At 70.7% G+C, this 21,374-nt stretch carries 23 protein-coding genes; 8 read left to right on the top strand and 15 right to left on the bottom strand.

Annotated features, from left to right (window positions below):
• Window positions 1-6: 6 nt before the first annotated feature.
• Window positions 7-852 (bottom strand): DUF3152 domain-containing protein, encoded by an 846-nt coding sequence (locus JOD64_RS29430; RefSeq protein ID WP_204945242.1) that lies wholly within the window; start codon window positions 850-852, stop codon window positions 7-9.
• A 137-nt stretch (window positions 853-989) separates the two neighbouring features.
• Between JOD64_RS29430 and JOD64_RS29435 the strand changes: the two genes are divergently transcribed.
• Entirely contained in the window at window positions 990-1,490 is a 501-nt protein-coding gene (locus JOD64_RS29435; RefSeq protein ID WP_204945243.1) for a SigE family RNA polymerase sigma factor, read from the top strand.
• A complete protein-coding gene (locus tag JOD64_RS29440) occupies window positions 1,487-2,242 on the top strand; it encodes a hypothetical protein (protein ID WP_204945244.1) in 756 nt (251 codons plus the stop codon). The genes JOD64_RS29435 and JOD64_RS29440 overlap by 4 nt, the downstream gene beginning before the upstream one ends.
• Window positions 2,243-2,282: 40 nt before the next feature.
• Here the strand turns inward: JOD64_RS29440 and JOD64_RS29445 are convergent, their stop codons facing one another.
• Complete coding sequence (locus JOD64_RS29445; RefSeq protein ID WP_204945245.1) at window positions 2,283-5,114, bottom strand: ATP-binding protein; 2,832 nt, start codon at window positions 5,112-5,114, stop codon at window positions 2,283-2,285.
• 205 nt (window positions 5,115-5,319) lie between these two features.
• Here JOD64_RS29445 and JOD64_RS33640 point away from each other — a divergent pair, with 205 nt between their 5' ends.
• The gene (locus tag JOD64_RS33640; RefSeq protein WP_275581607.1) at window positions 5,320-5,736 is read left to right on the top strand and encodes a hypothetical protein; all 417 of its coding nucleotides are present in this window, start codon (window positions 5,320-5,322) and stop codon (window positions 5,734-5,736) included.
• Here JOD64_RS33640 and JOD64_RS34030 read toward each other — a convergent pair.
• On the bottom strand, window positions 5,650-5,922 hold the full coding sequence (locus JOD64_RS34030; RefSeq protein WP_204945246.1) for a transposase: 273 nt from the start codon (window positions 5,920-5,922) through the stop codon (window positions 5,650-5,652). The two genes, JOD64_RS33640 and JOD64_RS34030, sit on opposite strands and share 87 nt — an antisense overlap.
• A gap of 8 nt (window positions 5,923-5,930) precedes the next feature.
• Between JOD64_RS34030 and JOD64_RS29460 the strand changes: the two genes are divergently transcribed.
• Window positions 5,931-7,160, top strand: a complete 1,230-nt coding sequence (locus JOD64_RS29460; protein WP_204945247.1) for an RNA-guided endonuclease InsQ/TnpB family protein — start codon at window positions 5,931-5,933, stop codon at window positions 7,158-7,160.
• A 93-nt stretch (window positions 7,161-7,253) separates the two neighbouring features.
• On the top strand, window positions 7,254-8,012 hold the full coding sequence (locus JOD64_RS29465; protein ID WP_372434259.1) for a M28 family peptidase: 759 nt from the start codon (window positions 7,254-7,256) through the stop codon (window positions 8,010-8,012).
• Between the two features lie 64 nt (window positions 8,013-8,076).
• Here JOD64_RS29465 and JOD64_RS29470 read toward each other — a convergent pair whose 3' ends face one another.
• Window positions 8,077-8,775, bottom strand: coding sequence for an SDR family oxidoreductase (locus tag JOD64_RS29470; protein WP_204945248.1), 699 nt, complete (start codon window positions 8,773-8,775; stop codon window positions 8,077-8,079).
• A gap of 150 nt (window positions 8,776-8,925) precedes the next feature.
• Here JOD64_RS29470 and htpG point away from each other — a divergent pair, with 150 nt between their 5' ends.
• Entirely contained in the window at window positions 8,926-10,854 is a 1,929-nt protein-coding gene (gene htpG, locus JOD64_RS29475) for a molecular chaperone HtpG (RefSeq protein WP_204945249.1), read from the top strand.
• Window positions 10,855-10,912: 58 nt separating this feature from the next.
• Here htpG and JOD64_RS29480 read toward each other — a convergent pair whose 3' ends face one another.
• Both JOD64_RS29480 and JOD64_RS29485 read right to left on the bottom strand, forming a co-directional pair.
• Window positions 10,913-11,566 (bottom strand): response regulator, encoded by a 654-nt coding sequence (locus JOD64_RS29480; RefSeq protein WP_204945250.1) that lies wholly within the window; start codon window positions 11,564-11,566, stop codon window positions 10,913-10,915.
• Window positions 11,566-12,729: a sensor histidine kinase gene (locus tag JOD64_RS29485; RefSeq protein ID WP_307813792.1), complete on the bottom strand. Its 1,164-nt coding sequence runs from the start codon at window positions 12,727-12,729 to the stop codon at window positions 11,566-11,568. The genes JOD64_RS29480 and JOD64_RS29485 overlap by 1 nt, the downstream gene beginning before the upstream one ends.
• Before the next feature lie 109 nt (window positions 12,730-12,838).
• On the opposite strand from JOD64_RS29485, the gene JOD64_RS29490 reads away from it, so the two are divergent.
• Both JOD64_RS29490 and JOD64_RS29495 read left to right on the top strand, forming a co-directional pair.
• On the top strand, window positions 12,839-14,269 hold the full coding sequence (locus JOD64_RS29490; RefSeq protein ID WP_204945252.1) for a nitrilase-related carbon-nitrogen hydrolase: 1,431 nt from the start codon (window positions 12,839-12,841) through the stop codon (window positions 14,267-14,269).
• Between the two features lie 37 nt (window positions 14,270-14,306).
• Window positions 14,307-14,969, top strand: coding sequence for a ThuA domain-containing protein (locus JOD64_RS29495; protein ID WP_204945253.1), 663 nt, complete (start codon window positions 14,307-14,309; stop codon window positions 14,967-14,969).
• A gap of 80 nt (window positions 14,970-15,049) precedes the next feature.
• Here the strand turns inward: JOD64_RS29495 and JOD64_RS29500 are convergent, their stop codons facing one another.
• From JOD64_RS29500 to JOD64_RS29540, 9 genes are all read right to left on the bottom strand, one after another.
• Window positions 15,050-15,409, bottom strand: a complete 360-nt coding sequence (locus tag JOD64_RS29500) for a hypothetical protein (protein WP_204945254.1) — start codon at window positions 15,407-15,409, stop codon at window positions 15,050-15,052.
• A 123-nt stretch (window positions 15,410-15,532) separates the two neighbouring features.
• Window positions 15,533-16,720: a DNA polymerase IV gene (dinB, locus tag JOD64_RS29505; protein ID WP_307813795.1), complete on the bottom strand. Its 1,188-nt coding sequence runs from the start codon at window positions 16,718-16,720 to the stop codon at window positions 15,533-15,535.
• A gap of 768 nt (window positions 16,721-17,488) precedes the next feature.
• On the bottom strand, window positions 17,489-18,379 hold the full coding sequence (locus JOD64_RS29510) for an NmrA/HSCARG family protein (RefSeq protein ID WP_239559719.1): 891 nt from the start codon (window positions 18,377-18,379) through the stop codon (window positions 17,489-17,491).
• Between the two features lie 84 nt (window positions 18,380-18,463).
• Window positions 18,464-18,904 (bottom strand): MarR family winged helix-turn-helix transcriptional regulator, encoded by a 441-nt coding sequence (locus JOD64_RS29515; protein WP_204945256.1) that lies wholly within the window; start codon window positions 18,902-18,904, stop codon window positions 18,464-18,466.
• A gap of 250 nt (window positions 18,905-19,154) precedes the next feature.
• A complete protein-coding gene (locus tag JOD64_RS29520; protein ID WP_204945257.1) occupies window positions 19,155-19,655 on the bottom strand; it encodes a hypothetical protein in 501 nt (166 codons plus the stop codon).
• Entirely contained in the window at window positions 19,652-20,242 is a 591-nt protein-coding gene (locus JOD64_RS29525; protein WP_204945258.1) for a CDP-alcohol phosphatidyltransferase family protein, read from the bottom strand. Before JOD64_RS29525 ends, JOD64_RS29520 begins: the two co-directional genes overlap by 4 nt.
• The gene (locus JOD64_RS29530) at window positions 20,239-20,466 is read right to left on the bottom strand and encodes a hypothetical protein (RefSeq protein WP_204945259.1); all 228 of its coding nucleotides are present in this window, start codon (window positions 20,464-20,466) and stop codon (window positions 20,239-20,241) included. Before JOD64_RS29530 ends, JOD64_RS29525 begins: the two co-directional genes overlap by 4 nt.
• On the bottom strand, window positions 20,467-20,808 hold the full coding sequence (locus JOD64_RS29535) for an ArsR/SmtB family transcription factor (RefSeq protein WP_204945260.1): 342 nt from the start codon (window positions 20,806-20,808) through the stop codon (window positions 20,467-20,469). It lies immediately after the preceding gene.
• A gap of 82 nt (window positions 20,809-20,890) precedes the next feature.
• The gene (locus JOD64_RS29540; protein ID WP_204946319.1) at window positions 20,891-21,328 is read right to left on the bottom strand and encodes a VOC family protein; all 438 of its coding nucleotides are present in this window, start codon (window positions 21,326-21,328) and stop codon (window positions 20,891-20,893) included.
• Between the last annotated feature and the right edge of the window lie 46 nt (window positions 21,329-21,374).

The raw sequence follows: 21,374 nt of genomic DNA on the forward strand, positions 1-21,374 counted from the left end.
CGGGGCTCAGTGCGCCGGGTAGGAACCCTCGCGCCGCGGGATCTCGTCGTCGTAAGCCCCGACCGGCCCGCTGTAGCGGCGCTTGCCCTCGGGATACGGCCAGGCGTTCGCGGTGCAGCCGTGCAGGCCCAGCGTCTGCTGCTGCATCACCGGCGCCGGCTGACCCCGCCCCGGGCACCGCTCATGACCGAACCCGAGCCGGTGCCCCACCTCGTGGTTGACCATGTACTGCCGATAGGTGGCCAGGCTCGCGCCGTAGCCCGGCACTCCGCTGACCCAGCGTGCGACGTTGAGCACCACTCGGTCACCGTTGCGACACGAGGTGTAGCCGTCCGGCTGGTCCTGGCACAGCGTGTCGCGGGTGCCGGGGGTCGCCAGGTAGATGGTGAAGTCTGTCGTCTCATCGGCACCCACCCGGCGCAACCGCCACGTCCCACCGGCCGTCCACCCGTGTGGGTCGTTCAACGTCGCGGACACCGCCGTGGCGATGTCACCCACCGCCATGCCCCGGATGTCGCGCTCCACGGCCACCCGGTAGCGCAGTAACCGGCCGCCGGTCGCGCGTCCGGGTGCCGTCTCGGCGGACGCCACCGACCAGCGGTTGCCACCGGTGGCGGGGTAGCTGACCGGGGTGACAGGCGCGGAACTGGACGCGACACCAGCGTTCCCGGCGCTTGCGGGTGGCCGGCCGGAAGCGGTGTCCGAGGGCGGCCCGCCAAGCAGCGGTCCGGCGCCGACGGGAACGGTCGGGGACTGCCCGGCGGCCGGCAGCCCACAGCCGGTGAGCAGCGCCACCACCAGCAGCAACGCCGCTGAGGCGGTACTCCACCGGCGGGTAACCTTCGTCGACATGTCTCTCCCCTCGCGCGCCGATCGGCGGCGGCGCGGAGAAGAAGACGGGCGACCGCGGCGAAAAGTTGTTGTGACTTGGCTCAACCTTCTGCCGGTCTCGCCCGTCCTTGACGGTGTGGCACGGGGGAGGGTTCAGGGTGGCGCGCGGTGACGCGGAGTTCGTCGAGTTCGCGCGGGCGGCGACCGCGCGATTGGTGCACGCCGCGTTCCTGATGACCGGCGACCACCACCAGGCTGAGGACGCCGCACAGACCGCCCTGGTCCGCACCTACGCCTCGTGGTCGCGGATCCACGACGACGACGCCTACGGGTACGCCCGCCGCACCCTGGTCAACCACCTGGTCGACGGGTGGCGGCGGCCGATGCGGGAGTATCCGACCGACGAGGTGCCCCAGCAGCGGCGCGGCGACGTGGCCGACGAGGTGGCCACCCGGCGCTGGTTGGTCACCATCCTCGGCGCGCTCAGCCCCCGCGAGCGGGCCATCGTCGTGCTGCGCTACTACTTCGACCTTCCGGAGGCGCAGGTGGCCCGCGAGCTCGCCGTTTCCGTCGGCACGGTCAAGAGCACCAGCTCGCGAGCCTTGGAGAAGCTGCGCGCCGCCGCGCCGCAGACGGCTGATCAGGAGGCGCGCCGGTGAGCGAGGACCAGCTCCGCCACGCCATGCGGGCGACCGAACGACCCGACGCCATGCTCGACCTGGCGACCGTGATGCGTGAGGGGCGGCGTCTGCGTACCCGTCGTCGGGTTGCCGGAGCCGGGGCGGCGACGCTCGCGGCCGGCCTGACCGCCGTCGTCGTGGTGGCGGTCAGCGCCCGGCCGGACGATCCCTCGCCGGCCGAGCGTCCGCCGGCGGTCGCCGTCGCCACACCCCCGACCGGTGTGTCCCCGACGGTGGGGCCGAAGTCGCTGGAGCCCACGCCAACACCGGGGACGACCGGTGACGAACCGCCCCCGAAGCCTCTGGGCCAGGTGATCGACAGCGGGGTGCGGCACGGCACCGACGAGCGGGTGTACTTCGTCGTCGGGGTGTCCGTGCCCGGCCAGCCCAGAGTGTCCGTCGGGCTCGCCGCAGGTCGCCGCGCCCTGGACGGCACGTTGACCACGGACATCCTGGTCAATGACGTCGGCGGAGTTGACCGCAGCCCGGGGTTCCACCAGATTGGCTACGACGAGCGGTCATCGTCCGCCCCGGTGCCCACCTTCGGCTACTTCGTCGGCCCCGCCCAGCGGATCATCGGCAACGTCGACGGTCGGCAGGTCGACGCCCGACTGGCCCGGTGGAGCGTCGACAAGCAGGTGGTGATCTTCTGGTTCGACCCGACCGAGCTGACCCCGGGGGAGCGGCTCGACGGCATAATCGCCCGCGACGGCGACGGCCGCCGACTCTGACGCGCGGCTGGCCGCTCAGGCCGGGTCGGGCAGTGCCAGCTCAGGCCGGGTCGGCCACGTGTCGATCGATGGTCACCGTCGTCCCCTCGGCGCTGGAGACCAGGCGGACGTCGCCGTAGGCGTTCATCAGCAGTGCGCCCCGGCCCCGGTCCATCGCCGGCCGGCGGTCCCGCCACGTGCCGAAGTCCCGCACCGAGATCCGGATCAGCCCTCCGCCCACCTGGACCCGCACCCGCACCTCCGGACGGCTGGGCCGCTGCGCATGTTCGACAGCGTTGTTCATCGCCTCGGACGCGGCGAGCAGAAGATCCTCCAGCACGTCCGGGTCGACGTCGAGGTCGCCCAGCGTCAGCCGGACATCCCGGCGCATCGCCGAGGCCGAGGTGGGTGCGGACGGGTACGTCCATCCGACGTCCAGAATGTCGCCCAACCCGTCCCGGTCGGTCCGGGTCTCCGCGGCCACGGGCACATCCGTGACGGCTGAGTGCGAGGGGTGAGCCGGGTTTGCGAGCGCCGCAGTCGCGATCAGAGCTGGCTTGACCGCCGGGTCCGGCGCGACGGTGGTGACCGCGTCGGGGAGCGCGGGCGACGCCGCGGCGTCGACTGCCGGTGGGGTCGCGTCGCCGGCCGGGTGGATGCGGGCCCGCCGGATGGCTGCACGGATCCGGGCGATCAGCTCGGCCGCCGCGAACGGCTTCACCAGGTAGTCGTCGGCACCCAGGCTCAGGCCCTCCACGCTGGCCTGCCCGCCGGCACGGGCGGAGAGCACCAGCACCGGCAGCGCCCGGGTCGCCGGGTCCGCGCGTAGCCGGCGTACCAGGTCGAAGCCGTCCAGCACCGGCATCATCACGTCGGTGAGGACGAGGTCCGGTAGTTCGCGGCGCACCTCGTCGAGGGCCTGCTGGCCGTCGGTGACGGCCCGCACCCGCCAGCCCTGCCCGGTGAGCAGCCGGCTGAGGTACGCCCGCATGTCGGTGTTGTCGTCGGCGACCAGGATCCGCGCCCCGGCCAGCTCGTCCATGGCCGGTCCGGACGCGCGGTCGGGCTCGGACAGACTGCCGCCCGGCTCGGTGAGCCAGCCCATCGCCTCCTCCACGGCGGCGCGGGCGGCGTCGCCCCGCCCGTCCACCGCTGGCCCGTCCACCGCCGCGCGGTGCGCCGCCGACCAGGGCAGCGCCACGGTGAAGGTGCTGCCGACGCCCACTCGGCTCGCCACCCGGACCTCACCGCCCTCCAACCGGGCCAGCTCATGCACCAGCGCCAGGCCGATGCCCGTGCCCTCGTGGCTGCGTGAGCGGGCGCCCCGCACCCGGTGGAAGCGTTCGAAGAGCTTCGGCAGCTCCGTTTCGGCGATGCCGATGCCGGTGTCCGCGACGGTGAGGCGTACCTCCTCGTCGTCGGCGGCCAGGGCGACCCGGATTCGGCCGATGAACGTGTACTTCAGGGCGTTGGACAACAGGTTCGTGACGATGCGTTCCCAGTTGACCGGATCGAGGGCGACCGGCCGGGGCAGCGGCGGGCAGCTCACCTCGAGAGTCAGCCCGGCCCGCTCGACGGCGGCCCGGAACACGCCGGCGAGTTCGGCCGTGAGCGCGGCCAGGTCCACCACCCGGGCGTCGCTGCGGGCTCGTCCGGCCTCCAGGCTGGAGAAGGTGAGCAGGCTGTTGACCAGAGTCAACAGCCGGGTGGCATTACGCCAGGAGGTTTCCAACCGCTCCCGCTGCGCCGATGCCAGCGGCGCGGTGGCGTCGGTGAGGGCGTCGGCCAGCGGGCCGAGGATGAGGGTCAGGGGGGTACGGAACTCGTGACTGACGTTGGCGAAGAACTCGGTCTTCACCCGGTCCAGCTCGGCAAGCGCCTCGACCCGGCGCCTCTCCTGCTCGTACTCCTGGGCGTTGCGCAGGGCCACGGAGATCTGCTGGGCCACGAGTTGGTCGAAGGACCGGTACGCCTCGTCGAGCCCTCGGCTGGGACTGACCCCGACCAGCAGGACACCGAGCGGCTGAGACCCGTCGCCCGAGGGCAGCGGTAGCGCCAGCGCGGTGCGGACCGGGTCATTCCACGGGCCGCCGGGCAGTGGCAGCCGGTCGGCGACGTCGGACACCTGGGCCGGTCGGCCCTGGGCGGCATCGGGCAGCCCCCAGCCGTACGCGACGGGGCCGGGGTCGGCCAGCTCGACGATGCCCGGCAGTGCTCCCGCGTACCCCTGGTCGCCGCCGGTGCAGGCGATGCGGCGCAGGAGGGCGCCGTCGCGCAGGTAGATGGCGGCGAACGGCACGTCCAGCGGATGGCCGGCGATCGCGTCGATGAGCCGAGCGCCGGTGGCGTGCACGTCGACGGTGCGACCGTCGCCGAGAACGGACAGGTCACGCAGAAGGCGCAGGCGGCGTTCGCCGACGACCTGCTCGGTGACCTCGCTGCAGACGGTCAGCACGCCGACGATGCGGCCGTCGTCGTCGCGGGCCGGGGCGTGCGAGACGCTGAAGTACGCCTCCTCGCGGTAGCCGGCCCGCTCCAGCAGCAGCCGCAGAGCGGGGACCCAGCTCGCGACTCCGGTCGTGGTGGCCTGCTGGATCAGCGGGGCGAGCACGTCCCAGCCCTCGGCCAGGGTCACCCGCACGTCGTCGCCGAGCGCGGCCGGGTGCTTGTCGCCGATGAGCTGCGAGTACGCGTCGTTGTAGAGCTGGGAGTAGCTGTCTCCCCAGAGCAGCAGCATGGGGTACCGGGAGGAGAGCACCATCCGGACCGCGACGCGCAGGCTCTGCGGCCAGCCGGTCACCGGGCCGAGAGGGGTGCGGGCCCAGTCCAGTTCCGCCATCAACCGGCCGGTGTCACCGCCGCCGCTGAACAGGTCGACGCTGGGTGCTGTCACGCTCGATCCGGCCCCATCGCAGCCCCCGTTCCGGGCCTGACGACCCCTGCTGGCGTTACCTACCCATCCTGGCACCTCTACTCACCTGTGCTGCCGCCGGTACCTACCGTCGAAGCGGTGGCGCTTCGGGACGAACGACCGATGCCCTATACATCGAAGTCTGTAAGTGTCTCGGTTATCTCTCCAACCACCCCGAGGAGCCCCCATGAGAGGCAGAACGCTGAGCGCGGGAGTCGCGCTCGCCGTGTTCGCCGGGATGACGGTGACGCTGGCCGCCCAGCCGGTGACCGCGTCGCCAACGACCGCGACGACGGTGGCCCGGCCGATCGCCGGGACCGCCGCCGCCTTGGCAGCACCGGACATCTCCGTCACCAACGTCCAGGCGCACCTGACCCAGTTCAACTCCATCGCCACCGGTAACGGCGGCAACCGACGGGCTGGCTCAGCCGGCTACACGGTCGCGGGCCAGTGCTCCGCCCTTCAGGGCGGGGGTGAGGGCCCGCGCTGGGAGGGCCGTCAAGGCCCGAGCAGTGCCTTAAACCGGGCGGTTCTGCTGCTCGATGTACTGACGCACGACGCTCAGCGGTGCCGCGCTCACGGAGCCCACAGAGTACGAGATTGACCAGAGCGTGTTGGCCCGGTGGGTGGTGACGGACGAGGTCGGGGAACTCGTGGCGCATCCGCCGACACGCCCGTGAGGGTGTTGACCAGCTTCGCCAGGGCCAGCTTGGGCGGGAAGTCGAGCAAAAGACACAGTGTCTACCAGTGCGGATGCCTTCACGGTCTGCCATGGATCGACATGGGACACTCGGTGTCGTGCAGCTTCGTTACAACTTCCGGGTCTATCCGGACGCCGTTCAGCGCGCCGCGTTGGCGAGAGCGTTCGGGTGTGCCCGGGTGGTGTTCAACGACGGGCTGCGCCTGCGTCAGCAGGCACGCGAGGCGGGCGAGGAGTACGTCTCGGACGCCGACTTGTCCAAGCGGGTCATCACCCAGGCCAAGACCACGCCGGAACGGGTGTGGCTGGGCGAGGTGTCCGCCGCGGTCCTACAGCAGGCACTCGCGGATCTGAACATGGCGTACCGCAACTTCTTCTCCTCGATCACCGGCAAGCGCAAGGGCCGCAAGGTGGCACCGCCCCGGTTCCGGTCGAGCAAGGACAACCGGCAAGCAATCCGATTCACCAAGAACAGCCGGTTCAAGGTCCTCGACAACGGCCGACTTCGGCTGCCAAAGATCGGCGACGTGCCGATTCGGTGGTCACGTAGCCTGCCGTCCGAGGCCAGCTCGGTCACGGTGATCCGGGACGCGGCCGGGCGGTACTTCGCCTCGTTCGTCGTGCACACCACCGACGCGCCGCTGCCGGAGACGGACTCCGAGATCGGTATCGACCTGGGCCTGACCCACTTCGCGGTCATGTCCGACGGCACAAAGGTGACCGCACCGAAGTTCCTGCGCCGCGCGGCCCGAAAGCTCAAGCGGTTGCAGCAAGACCTGTCCCGCAAGACCAAGGGCAGCAACCGCCGTAAAAAGGCCGTGGTCAAGGTGGCCCGCGCTCATGCACGGGTGGCCGACACCCGACGGGATTGGCAGCACAAGCTCTCGACATCGATCATCCGCGACAACCAAGCGGTGTACGTCGAGGACCTGTGCGTGGTCGGTCTCGGCAGGACCCGGCTCGCGAAGTCCGTGCACGACGCTGGATGGTCGTCGTTCACGGGCATGCTGGAGTACAAGGCTGCCCGGTACGGGCGCACCTTCGCCCGAGTGGACAGGTTCTTCCCGTCGACCCGGATGTGCTCCAACTGCGGTCGGGTCAACGACAAAATAGCGTTGAACGTCCGAGCGTGGGCCTGCCCGTGCGGCGCAGCCCACGACCGGGACGTCAACGCCGCGAAGAACGTCAAGGCCGCCGGGCAGGCGGACTTCAACGACCGTGGAGCGCAGATAAGACCAGCATCCGTGCTGGCACCGCGCCGCGAAGCGGTAACCCACCCAGACGCCGCGTGTTCCACACGCAGCGTGGAGGGAATCTCCGTCCTTTAGGGCGGAGAGGATGTCAATACAACTTCGACATGGTTCGGCTCGACCAACGGCGGCTACTTCATCAACCGGGTCACCTCGACCACGGCGGCGCCGCTGAAGGCGTACTGGGACTCGTTGGGTCTGCAACCGGAGGAGAACGTCGAGGGCCAGGGCCGCTCCGACGACTACTACTTCCAGCAGGCGGGCATCCCCACCTCGGGCTACGCGGCGGGAGCCAGCGCCCGCAAGAGCAGCGCCCAGGCGGCCAAGTGGGGCGGTACCGCCAACTCCGCATACGACCCGTGTTACCACCGGGCCTGCGACACCACCGCCAACGTCAGCGCCACCGTGCTGAACCGGGCGGCCGACGGTGTCGCGTACGCCCTGTGGCAGCTCGCCGTGGGCGGCACCGGCGGCTGTGCCGGTGGCCAGGTGATCGGGAACGGCGGCTTCGAGAGCGGCAGCACGCCGTGGACCGCGTCGTCCGGCGTGATCACCACTGCCAGCGGTCAGCCGGCCCGGACCGGGTCGTACAAGGCGTGGCTCAACGGGTCCGGCCGCACCCGGACCCACACCCTGTCGCAGTCGGTGACCGTCCCGGCCGGCTGCGCCACCTACACGCTGTCGTTCTGGCTGCACATCGACACCGCCGAGACCACCGGCTCCACGGCGTACGACCGGCTGACCGTGCGGGTGGGTTCGACCACGCTGGCGACGTACTCGAATCTCAACGCCGCCGCCGGTTACGCCCAGCGCAGCTTCAACGTGGCCGGCTTCGCCGGGCAGACGGTGACGCTGACGTTCACCGGCACCGAGGACTCGTCGTTGCAGACCAGCTTCGTGATCGACGACGTGACGTTGCAGGCGAGCTGACGCCCCGCGTACCCGAAGACGGGCCGCCACCGGTCTTCCCGGTGGCGGCCCGTCGCGTCGTGGGTCAGGGGAGCTGAGGGTAGAGCGCGGCGACGCCGCCGGCCAGCCCGGCCTGCACCTGGCGGCTGAGGTCGTCGGCGAGGATCTCGTACGCGTCGGCCTCGATGCCGTCCACGCCGATCTTGGCGATCGTCGCCGGGTCGGACTTCGGGCCGGTGATATCGGCGGCCATGTCGGTGTCCAAATAGCCGACGTGCAGGCCGGCGACCCGGACACCCCGGTCGGCGAGCTGGACGCGCAGCACGTTGGTCATCGCCCACTCGGCGGATTTGGCGGCGCTGTAGGCCGCGTGGGTCGGGGAGCCGAACCAGGACAGCACGGAGAGCACGTTGAGGATCGTTCCGCCGCCGTTGCTGGCGATGACCGGCGCGAACGCCCGGATGGTCGACAGGGTGCCGATGTAGTGGGTCTCCAGCTCCAGCCGGACGAGGTCCAGGTCGCCGTCGAGGAGGTCGGTCCGGGTGTCGATGCCCGCGTTGTTGATCAGCAGGTTCACGCCGCCGGCCAGCTCGGCGGCGGCGGCCACCGAGGCGGGGTCGGTGATGTCGAGGCGGACCGGAGTCACGCCGGGTAGGTCGACGCTGTCGGGGTTGCGGGCGCCTGCGTAGACGGTGGCGCCGCGGGCGAGGAGTTCGGCGGCCAGGTGCCGGCCGAGGCCACGGTTGGCTCCGGTGACGAGGGCGGTGCTTCCAGCGATCTTCATGGCGGTGACGCTATCCGGCCTGACTTCTGTATGCCAAAGTCAGCTATCTCACGGGGGCGGCTCGCCCGGATCGGGAATACCACCGGGACGCGGTCACCAGCCGGCCGGTGACGACTCGTATCCTTTCCGCGAACCTCCGCACGAGCCGAGATGGGAGACGGTGTGAGCAACCAGGCCGAAACGTTGGAATTCCAGGCCGAGGCGCGTCAGCTCCTCCAGTTGGTGGTCCACTCGATCTATTCGAACAAGGACGTCTTCCTGCGCGAACTCATCTCGAACGCGTCCGACGCACTGGACAAGCTGCGACTGGCCACGCTTGTCGACAAGGACCTCGTCGCCGACACCGACGACCTGCACGTCGCCCTGGAGGTCGACCGGGACGCCCGCACCCTCACCGTGCGCGACAACGGCATCGGGATGACCCGCGACGAGGTGGTCCAGCTGATCGGCACCATCGCCAAGTCGGGCACCGCCGAGCTGCTGCGCCAACTGCGCGAATCCGCTGACGCCCACGCCTCGCAGGACCTGATCGGCCAGTTCGGCGTCGGCTTCTACGCCGCGTTCATGGTCGCCGACCGGGTCACCCTGCTGACCCGCAAGGCCGGCGAGACCGGCGGCACCCGGTGGGAGTCCACCGGCGAGGGCACGTACTCGATCGAGGGGGTCGACGAGGCGCCACAGGGCACCACGGTGACCCTGCACCTGAAGCCGGCCGACACCGAGGACAACCTGCACGACTACACCGCCGAATGGACGATCCGAGAGATCGTCAAGCGATACTCCGACTTCATCGCCTGGCCGATCCGGATGACCGTCGAGCGCCCCGGCGCCGACGACGCCCCCGCCACCAGCGAGGTGCAGACCCTCAACTCGATGAAGGCACTCTGGGCGCGGCCCCGCGACGAGGTCGACGCCGCCGAGTACAACGAGTTCTACAAGCACGTAAGCCACGACTGGGCCGACCCGCTCGAGGTCGTGCACATGAAGGGCGAGGGCACCTTCGAGTACGAGGCGCTGCTGTTCCTGCCCAGCCACGCCCCACTGGACCTGTTCTCCCCGCAGGGCCGTCGCGGCGTCCAGCTCTACGTCAAGCGCGTGTTCATCATGGACGACTGCGAGGCGCTGGTCCCGACCTACCTGCGCTTCGTCAAGGGTGTGGTCGACGCGCACGACCTGTCGCTGAACATCTCCCGGGAGATCCTCCAGCAGGACCGGCAGATCCAGATCGTCCGCCGTCGCCTGGTGAAGAAGATCCTCGCCACGGTCAAGGACCTGAAGGCCAACCACGCCGAGCGGTACCGCACCTTCTGGACCGAGTTCGGCGCGGTGGTCAAGGAAGGGTTGATCGACGACACCGACAACCGTGACACACTGCTGGACATCCTGTCGGTGGCCTCCACCCACGACCCGGTCGAGCCCACCGACCTGGCCGGTTACGTCGCCAGGATGAAGGACGGCCAGACCGACATCTGGTATGCCACCGGCGAGACGCGGGCCGCCATCGAGAACTCCCCGCACCTGGAGGCGTTCCGGGCCAAGGGTCACGAGGTGCTGCTGCTCACCGACCAGGTCGACGAGGTGTGGGTCGAGCGGGTCGGCACGTACGACGGCCGGCCGCTGCGCTCGATCGCCAAGGGCGAGATCGACCTGGACACCGACGAGGAGAAGCAGCAGGCCGAGGCCGAGCGCGAGCAGCAGCGGCAGGAGTTCGCGGCGCTGCTCGACTGGCTGGGCACCACCCTGACCGACAGTGTCCGGGAGGTTCGCCTGTCGTCCCGGCTGACCACCTCACCGGCCTGCGTCGTCGGCGACGCCCACGACCTCACCCCGACCCTGGAGAAGATGTACCGGGCGATGGGCCACGAGATCCCCACGACCAAGCGGATCCTGGAGATCAACCCCGGTCACCCGCTGGTCTCCGGGCTGCGCAAGGCCCACGAGCAGGGCAGCGACTCGGCGGCCCTGACCGAGACCGCCGAGCTGCTCTACGGCTTGGCGGTGCTCGCCGAGGGCGGTGAGCTGACCGATCCGGCCCGCTTCACCCGGACGCTCGCCGATCGGCTGGCGCGCACCCTCTAGCAGGCGTTCCCTGTGTCGGCCGGCGGGCCGCCCGATCTTCTCGGGCCCCGCCGGCCGGTCACTGTCCGGGAATCACCAGGCCGGATTCGTAGGCGATCATCACTGCCTGGGCGCGGTCGCGCAGGTGCAGTTTGGCGAGCAGGTTGCCGACGTGCGTCTTCACCGTGTGCTCGCTGAGGTGGTGGTGGGCGGCGATCTCGGCGTTGGACAGGCCGGCCGCGATCAGGCGCAGTACGTCCGTCTCGCGGGCGGTCAGCGCGGTCACCGCGGCGGCCCGGGCGGGGTCCGGGTGGCCGCGCCGGTGCAGTTCACCGATCACGCGGGCGGTGACGCCGGGGGCGAGCAGCGCGTCACCGGCGGCGACCACGCGGACCGCGTTCACCAGGTCGGCTCGTGGGGCGTCCTTGAGCAGGAAGCCGCTGGCACCGGCACGCAGGGCCGCGTACAGGTAGTCGTCGGTGTCGAACATGGTCAGGGCGAGGACCCGGCTCGGTGTGCGTGCGCAGACGTGGCGGGTCGCGGCGACACCGTCGAGGACGGGCATGCGCATGTCCATCAGGACGACGTCGGGACGGTGTTCGAGGGCGGCCTGCACGGCGGCCGCGCCGTCGCAGGCCTCGGCGACCACCTCGATGTCCGGCTCGGCGCCGAGGATCGTGGCGAACCCGGCCCGGAACAGGTCCTGGTCGTCGGCGAGCACGACGCGCAGCATCAGAGCACCGCCGGTGCCGGGAGTGGGAGAGTGGCGGTGACGGTGAAACCGCCGCCGTCGGAGGCGGGGCCGGTGTGCAGGGTTCCGCCGCACGCCTGGGCGCGCTCGCGCATCCCGACGATCCCGTATCCGGGCAGCACGGCGGAAGCCCGGTCGCCACGGCCGTCATCGGTGATCGAGAGGGTCAGGGACTCCGCCGTGTAGTCGAGCAGGACGCGGACCGATCCCGCCTCGGCATGCCGGACCACATTGGTCAGCGACTCCTGCACGATCCGGTAGACGGCCACCCCGACGTCTGCGGGCGGTTCGAACGGCGGCCCAGCGGCACCGCCGAGCGGCCCAGCGGCACCGCCGAGCGGCCCGGAGACGAGTTCGGACGGCGGGGACGAGACGGTGAGTACGGCGTCGAGGCCGGTGGCGCGGACGCGTTCGACGAGGACGGGGAGGTGGGCCAGCCCCGGCTGGTCGAGTGGCTGGTCGGCGGCTTCGTGCAGGCTCCCGACCGCGCGGCGGAGCTGGACGACCGCGTCCCGCCCGGTGGCGGCGATCGTCGCGAAAGTGGCGTCGGCGCGGTCCGGGTGCGGGCGTACCAGGAGTGGGCCCGCCTCTGCTTGGACGATCATGACACCGACCGCGTGGGTGAGGATGTCGTGCAGGTCACGGGCGATACGGGTGCGCTCGCGCAGCACGGCCGCCTCCCGTTCGCCGACGACGCGACGATCGCGTTCGGCCAGGGCCATGGCCTGGCTACGGCGGGCGCGGGCGCTGGTGCCCAGGGCGTACGCGAAGACGTAGGCGACCGACAGGTAACGCAGCACCTCCACGTCCGGGTGTGGATAGAGCAGCGACAGCATCAGGCCGGCGGCGGTGACCACGATGCCGAGCAGACGGATCGGCAGGGAGGCACGCGCCGCGAACGTGTACAGGCAGACCAGCGGGCCGACCGGCAGCAGCGGCGGCGCTCCGAGCGAGGCGGAGGCGGTCGTGGCGACACCCACGACGAGGGCGACCCGGAGCAGCGCGCGGTCTCGCCACAGCACCGGAACCGACGACAGGACCGCGAGCGGCAGCACCCACCAGGCACGGGGGCCGTCGGCCAGGGCGGGCAGCACGGTCGCCGCGACGGCGGCCACGGCGACGGCGAGATTGACGTACCGCTTCACGTCGGCAGTATCGTCCGGCCCGGCGCTTGCGCGCCTCCCTCCACAGGACCAGATCAACCCCAGTTGGTACGGCGATCCGCACCGGCCGCCCCCACCGCACGATCGACGCATGATGATGATCGTCGCCACACTCCTGAGTGGCCTGCTCTGGCTCGGTGGCTCCGGGCTGCACCCCGTGGCCGCGCTGACCTGGCTCGCCCCGATCCCGCTGATCCTCGCCTCGTTGCGGGTACGTCCGAGAACCGCGCTGGGCGCGACGGCTCTCGCCTGGCTGATCGGTCAGCTCGGCCTGCTGGGGTACTACCTCGGCACCCTGCGACTACCGGTCCCCGCGGTCGCCGGCGTGGTCCTGCTCGGCCTCGGCCTGGCCGGTGGCACGGTCCTGCTCGCCCGGGCGCTGCTGCTACGCGGACGGATCGTGACCGCGGTCCTCACCGTGCCGGCCCTCTGGGTGCTGGGGGAGTACGGCGCGTCCCGGCTGCTTCCGAACGGTGCCTGGTGGAGTCTCGCCTACACCCAGGCCGACGTCCGCCCGGTCATCCAGCTGACCGCGCTCACCGGCGTCTGGGGCGTCACCTACCTGCTGCTCGCCGTCCCCATCGCCCTCGCCGCTCTGCTCGGCGGTCTGCGGCCCACCCTGACGACCCAACTCGGACACCCGCGGCGCGCTCTCACCTGCCTGCTCGCTCTCCTGCTCAGCACCGGCGGATGGTCGGCCTGGTCGCTGAGCCGTTCTCCCGACCCGGCCGGGCTGCTGACCGTCGGCCTTGTCGCCCTGCGCCAGCCCGAGGACGGGCTCCCGCTCGACGAACCGTCCGGCCGTGACCTGCTCACCCGTTACGTGCCGCGGGTCGCGGGCCTGGTCGCCCGCGGGGCACGGGTCGTCGTGCTGCCGGAGAAGGTGTTCGCCGTGACCGACTCGACGCTGCCCCTGCTCGTGGACGCACTGCGGCAGACCGAGGCCCGGGTCGTCGTCGGTGCGGTGCTGCGGCGGGCCGGCACGGCGAGCAACGTCGCGCTGGTGCTGGACCCGGACGGGACCATCACGACGTACGAGAAACAGCATCTGGTCCCGGGCCTGGAGGAATGGCTGACGCCGGGTGACGACGACGTGATCGTGGACGGGCGGTTCGGCGTCGCGATCTGCAAGGACCTCGACTATCCCGGCCTGGTCCGGCGGTATCGGGCGCGGGGTGCGACGGTGCTGCTGGTCCCCGCGCTGGACTTCACCTCCGACGGCTGGCTGCACGGCCGGATGGCCCTGGTCCGTGGCGTGGAGAACGGGCTCACCGTGGTCCGCGCCGCCGCGCTCGGCCGGCCGACGGTGACCGATCCCGGCGGCAGGATGCTGGGTGAGGCCACCGCTGGTGACGCGGAGTTGCTGGTCACGTCCGTTCCGACCACGGGGTGGGGCACGGTCTACTCGCGTACGGGAGACTGGTTTGCGCTTCTGTCCCTGGTCTTGTTGGTCGTCTCCCTGGGTGGGGCGCGGCGGCGGCGCTTGACGTCGGCGCCCAGGGTGTCAGCCTTCAATTCGTGATTTCGAAAATCGTCCAAATGATGAGTGGAGCACGGTCATGCCTGTCGACACTGTGATCTTCAGCGGGGATGGCCCGCACGCCGACCCCTGGCACCCGTTGGCGGAAACCAGCGCCACGCTCGCCACGCTGATCGGTGACCCGGGTTCCGTGACGATCGTGACGTCCGTCGACCAGCTTGACGCCGCCCTCGACGGTGCACGTCTGCTGGTGGTGAACGCCAGCGCCAACCGGTCGACCCCGATCCCCGAGGATGAGGACTTCGCCCGCATCCTCGACGGCTTCCTGGCCCGTGGTGGCAGCCTGCTCGCCACACACAGCGCCACGCTCGCGTTCCCCCAGGTGCCGAGCTGGCGATCCGCGGTCGGCGCCGCCTGGGAACACGGTCGGAGCTTCCACCCGCCGATCGGCCCGAGCCTCGTTCGCCGCAGCGGTGTCGAGCATCCGATCAGCACCGGGCTCGGGGACTTCGAGGTCTTCGACGAGCGCTACACCGACCTGGAGTTGATCGACGGCGTCGACGTCGAGCCGCTCTACGTCCACGACGAGGGCGGCGCCACCCACCCGCTCGTCTGGGCGCGCACCGTGGGGAGCAGCCGGATCGTCTACAGCGCGCTCGGCCACGACGCCCGGTCGTACGAGTCGCCGGAGCACGTGGAGCTGCTGCGACGCGTCGTCTCCTGGCTCCGCCACGACAGCTGAACGCCCGGCCGGGTCACCGGCCGGGCGTTACCGGGTGTGGCGCGGATGCGCCCGCGTGTCCGTGCCCCGAGGGGCCGCCGTCACGCTGCGGAGGCGGAGGCGGACGCCTTCGGCCCCCGGTGCGACGCCACCGGGCCGGCGTTCCAGCCCCAGCGCGGCGCTGGCACCGCACTGTCGCCGGGTCGGCCCGCGCCAGTCTCGTCGTGGGCGTCCTCGACCGGCGCGGGGGTGCTGCGCGACATCCGCAGCGACTGTTCGGCTCCCTTGCGGGCCGCGCACGGCCAGGACTGCCCGGCGCACTGGAGGTTGCGGCAGAGACCCTCGTCGTCCGGCTCGTGGGCAGCCAGCACGTCGATCGCCAGCTGCCAGAGCAGCGGGTCGGTCACGTCGTGCGGGCGCTCGGCGTGACGGCTCGGTCGGTTGCTGGTGTCGTCGGACATCTGGGTCCCCCCTTGTCGGCTTGTGCACCCCAAGGGTCACCCGTCAGCGGCCGGCTAAACCGCCGACCTGCTGTGATGTGTCTCCGGTCGCAGTTCGGCGTCCGGACGTGGCGCACGGACCGGTCAATCGGGCAGCAGCGGCATCTCAACGCCCGGATCTCGGCCGAGCAGCACTGCCCGGGTGAGCGCCGTCGATCCGAATCGGTCGCGGACCGCGTCCACTGCGGCGTCCAACTCCGCGCCCGGATTGCGAAGGAATGGCAGCTCCGGCTGCACCGGGTTGTCGTCCAGGTTGCCCACCGAGACACCGATCAGGGTCACACCACGGCGATCGATCTCGGGCAGCGCGGCCCGCAGCAGCGCTCGCGCGGCGGCGAGGAGCGACGTCGTGTCGGCCGTCGCCTTCCCGATGGTGTGTGAGCGGGTCGCCCGGGTGTAGTCGCCGAAGCGCAGGCGCAGCAGCACCGTGCGACCGGCCCGCCCGGCTGCCCGCATCCGCCGGCTGACCCGATCGACCAGGCCCGCGAGGATGGCATCCAACTCCACCAGAGCATGCGGGGTACGGCTCAGCGCGTGCTGCGCGCCCATCGAACCGCGGCGGCGGCCGACCTGCACCGCCCGGGGGTCGCGATTGTGGGCCAGAGCGTGCAGGTGCCGGCCGGCGCCCGACCCGAGCAGTGACACCAGCGCGGCCTCGCCGAGCCGGGCCACCTCCCCGACGGTACGGATCCGGTGTTCCCGCAACTTGGCGGAGGTGACCGGGCCGACGCCCCACAGCCGCTCGACCGGCAGTGGGTGCAGGAAGGCCATCTCGCCGTCCGGTGGGACCACCAGCAGCCCGTCCGGCTTCGCCACCCCGCTGGCCACCTTCGCCAGGAACTTCGTTCGGGCCACGCCCACCGTGATCGGCAGGTGGACCCGTTCGCGGACCTCCCGGCGCAGCCGCTCGGCGATGTCGGCCGGTGGCCCGACCAGCCGCCGCAGGCCACCCACGTCCAGGAACGCCTCGTCGATGGAGAGCCCCTCGACCAGCGGCGTGGTCTGCCGGAAGATCTCGAAGACCGCGCGGCTCGCCGCCGTGTACGCCGACATCCGGGGCGGCACCACGATCGCGTCGGGACACAGCCGGCGTGCCTGCTGGCCGCCCATCGCGCTGCGGACGCCGCGCGCCTTCGCCTCATAGCTCGCCGCGAGGACCACGCCGCCACCGACGATCACCGGCCGCCCGCGTAGGCGCGGGTCGTCGCGTTGCTCGACCGACGCGTAGAACGCGTCCAGGTCGGCGTGCAGGATGTGGGCGTCGGGCGACACGTACATATGTTCGCATGGCACTCGGCCGCAGAGGCAGTGAGCTGGGTCGGGACCGATGTGACTGCGGACGTTAGCTGGCGAGTCGGCTGGCCCGCCATCTGCGTATGGATCAGTGGCCGGCGGCGATGTCCTCGAACGGATCGCGCGGGCTAATGATCTCAGCCGACGCTGGGCGAGCCGGCGCCGTTAGCCCTGACGTCTCGACCCGCGAACGGTAACCCGCCAACCGCATCGATCGTCATCACGACATCTGGTGTTGAAACCGCCCGGGGCGGGCGCCGGCTGGAAAGCGCGGCGCGGAGCAAAGCAGGTTGCCGCAGCTGATGGCCCCAGATCCGGATTTGCCGTGTTGGGTGCGTACACAGCAGCGATGCCTTTACTCTTTCGAGTGGCGATGCCGGTGGAACAGCCGGGCGATCAACGCACTGACCCGAGCCAAGGTCCGACGTTGATCCTCAACCAATTGTATGCGTAGGGGCAGGCGGATAGTGCTCGGTCGTCACTCGCAGAGCCGCATCTGGTGACGAACACCCGGCCGCGGGCAGGTGTTGACGAAGCACCTGCCCGCGGCCGGGGCGGCGCCTTCCCCCTACAGCCGGATCGCGGTGGTGCACGGCCGGCGGCATACTCTCTTACGGCCCGGCCCCCGGCAGGTTGACGAATGTCTTGGCGAGCCTGATCGGCGGCAACGGCTGCGTCCGATCGAGGGATTGAGTCGGGGCCTTGCCCGCGGACACGCCGGCCTGGGCGTTCATTGCGGCCGGAGACTCAGGAACCAACCACGTTCGTGGGCGCGGTCCAACCGATGGCCCGGATCCACTCGGCCAGGTCCAGGGTGGCCGGCTCGATCGCCCGCACCACCGCGAGGTCCGAAGGGTGTTCCGCCGCTTCCGCGAACTGGCGGAACATCGCCCTGTCGAGCTCGTTGGGAAGAACGCTCAGCGGCAGGGCCTCGTACCGTGCCGGGAGTCCGGCGCGCGCGCCGAACGCTGCGGCGATCTGGGGGCCTGTCAGCTCGTCGGCGACGAGCTCGATGGCTCCGCCGGGCACATCCGCGGTGTCGAGCAGGGTCGCGGCGGCGATCCGGCCGATGTCGCTGACCGAGATCATCTTCACGGCGACGTCCTCCGCCAGCGGCAGCCTCAGCACGATCTCTCCGTGCTCCAGGCTCGGCGCCATCACGCTCGCGAAGCCCTCCATGAAAGCGGCCGGGCGAACCATCGTGGCCCTCAGGCCAGACTTCCCCAGGTGCTCCTCGATCCAGTGCTTCGAGTCGTGGTGTGGCACACCCGTCTCCCGATCCGCCCCGAGCACCGAGTTGAACACGACGTGCGGGACGCGTGCCGCGACCGCCGCGTCGACGAGCGCGGTGCCGACGCGGATCTCCGCCTCGACCTCTTCGAGGCTGTTCGCCTCCGGGGTCATGAAGTAGAACGCCTCGACCGTCGCCAGCGCGTCGACCAACGACGCCGGGTCGTCGATCCGGATGGCCGCCAGCTCGACGCCGCGGGCGGCCAGCGCCTGAGCCCGCCCGGACTCGGGGTTACGCACCAAAGCCCGCACCCGCGCCCTGCGGTCCAGTAGCGCGTCGACTACCGCCCCACCCTGTTGCCCCGTCGCACCGAAGACTGCGATCGTGCCGTTCACCTGCGTGTTCATCGCTATCACCCTTCACTGGTTCATGCCATGAACGAAACTAGTTCATGGCATGAACATCGTCAAGGTGCGGGGTGTAGCGGGACGTCACGGTGTGATGGGTTGCTTCGAGGTGGGCGAAGAGAGGTCCGAGGTGTCCACGAGGGCGGTGGCCACGCGCTCGAAATCGCGCTGGTCGTCGGCGTCAAGGCTCCCCGCGATCTCGGGCAGACGCTTAGCGACCTCGGCGTACACGGCCTCGCCGAGAACCCTCCCCGCGGGCGTCGCACCGAGCATGACGACCCGTCGGTCCTGCGCCGAGCCCGCCCGGCCGACCAACTCGCGCCGCGCGGTGCGATCTACCAGCTGGCTCAATGCGTTCTTAGTCATACCCAACGACGCGGCGAGGTCAGCCATCTGCCGCGGCTCGTTCCTGATCGCGCAGAGCAGCGTGGCCTGCGAAGGGGTCAGGTCGAACTCGGCGCAGATCTGCGCGTACTTGCGTTGGATCAAAACCGAGAGCCAGAAGAGCTTGTCGCCATAGTCCACGCCGATCTCCCTCGTCCGATGACGAACGCCCAGCCTACTCGTCACGGGCCGGCGGACCACGCCACCTACCAGGAGATGCATGCCCCTCCGAGCCGGCCCGGCAGTCCTCCCCAACCGCCTTGATCGACTCACCCTGACCATTCAACCTCGGGACGCGCGGCGAGAGATCGCTGCCTGTTTTGCAGCGGCGCGCATCTGCCGCGATCCGCGCGCCAGCCGGACGCTCGTAGCGACTGAACGTGGACGCCGCTCAGTAGCCGGCGAGTTGCGGGGCCAGCGCGACAGTTACGAAGCGGATCGCTCGGCCCAGCAGGCACGTCGCGGCGAAGGCGACCGGGCGCATGGGTGTGCGGCCCAGGTAGACGCTGGCGGCCAGCAGCGGTGGAAATCCGGTGATGGCGCTGACCAGCAGCATCCCGGTCGCCTGGCGAGGGCGTTCCAGCACCTCGACGAGCCGCGCACCGGCCGCCTTCGGTCGCGCGAGCAGCAGGCCCAGTCGGCCCGGTCGCCCCGGCGCGGCGGATGGGCGTCTGCTGAGCCGGCGTTGCAGCCAGGCCGAGCGGATCGCGCCCCGCGCACCAAGGAAGATCAGGATCTTGCCGACGGTCTGACCGGCAGCGGCGGCCACGCCGAGCGCCAGGGGCGGCGCGCCGGTCGTCGCCACGGCCGCGATCAGATACGGCTCGGCCGGGGTGAACGGCAGGAAAGCCGACAGGAGCCCGACGGCCGCAGCCGCCAGGGCGGCGATCATGGCTGGGTGTGCGACGGGTCCGTTGGCAACCTGGCGGCGCAGACCAACGAGACGACCTTCACCGCGGCGACCCCGAGGGCGAACGCGACGGCCGCGGCCATCGGCGCGAAGATCGCCAGAAGCACCACCGCGGCGGTGTTCAGCGCCTTCGCCGGCGGAGACCAGTTCCACAGGTAGATGCGCCGATCGACGCGGGCGAAGTAGTTCGGGCTCAGCAGCGGCCAGCGCAGGAACATCAGGCTCAGCAACTGGTCGATGACCATGAACTGGACGAGAAACACCGCGATCGGCAGGGCTGTGGCGGGCCGCAGCACGACCAGTGCGGCGGCGCAGGCCGACGTGCAGGCACGGTCGGCGACGATGTCGAAGACCGCACCGGTGCGTGTCTCCTGGCCCAGGGCTCGGGCGGCGACACCGTCGAGGATGTCACCGATCCAGTAGATCAGGTAGGCGGCCACCAGCAGATGGACACTGCGGTGGGTCAGCGCCGCCACGGCGAGCCCGACGGAGACGGCCGTCCGCACGGCGGTGACGGCGTTGGGAACGTTGAGGAGCGTGACCGGCGGACTGAGGCTGAGGGTGGTCACTCGGCGTCCTTGAGGATGCGTTGCATGTCCGTGGTGCGCCGGTTCAGGTCGGCCAGCTGTGCGCTCACGTCGGTGAGCAGACGCTGTGTCTCGGCGGCCTGCTCGGCGTACTGCCGCTGCATCTCGGCGGACACGGCGGTCCGCGTGCGGACGCCCGCATACCAGATGACCGCGATGAGCAGGGCGGCGACGACTACGAGGAAGACCGAGGCGGTGATGTCCATCTAATTGTTTCCTTTCGGTACGGCGTCGCCGTCACCGGCGTTGCTCAGGGTCGTGACGGCGACCGCCACCACGTCGGGCGTGAGGTGCAGCGAGAACGGCGAGGCCTCGTAGTACTTGAGTGCCTTGCCGTCCTCGGACAACTCCAGATGCGCGGTGACCAGCCCGGCCTTCTCCAACTTCTTGAGGTGCACCTGCAGCAGCGCGCGGCTGATGCCCAGATCGCGGGCTAGCTGTGAGACGTAGGCCCGTCCACCGGTCAGTGCGGCGAGCACACGCAGTCTGTGCGGACTGGCCAGAGTGGCAAGGACCTCGATCAGCCGATCGCCGCTCAGCTCTCCCATAGCTCGCCTTGGCTCATGCCAACAATTATTGGCATGCGCCAAGGCGAGTGTCAACTCGGGGTGGATCGGCGTTCACGCCCGATCAGTCGAGGCAGAACTCGTTCCCCTCGGGGTCGGCCATGACGATGTGACCAGCCGCCAGTGGGGGAGCGGGCTCATGGCGATCGAGCCGGGTGGCGCCGTGCGAGCCGAGCCGGACGGCCTCCGCCTCCAGGGCCGCCATCCGCTCGTCGCCCTCCAGCCCCGGAGCGGCTCGCACATCGAGGTGTACGCGATTCTTCGCCTGCTTGTGCTCCGGTACCCGTTGGAAGAACAGCCGGGGCCCCGAGCCCTCGGGGTCCACCACCGCCGACGCGTCGTTCCGGTTCTCCGGCGGCACCCCCATCGCTTCCAGCGCCTGCTCCCAGGACTCGAAGTCTCCGGGCGGGGCCTGCACCTGGTAGCTGAGCGCCTCGGCCCAGAACGCCGCCAACGCGGCAGGGTCGGCGCAGTCGAACGTGATCTGCACGCTGCGGGCCATGTCAGCTCCCTGTTTGCTGCTCTGATCGGTCATGGTCTGCACCCTC

Source organism: Micromonospora luteifusca (genome assembly GCF_016907275.1).
In the GTDB taxonomy this organism is placed as follows: domain Bacteria; phylum Actinomycetota; class Actinomycetes; order Mycobacteriales; family Micromonosporaceae; genus Micromonospora; species Micromonospora luteifusca.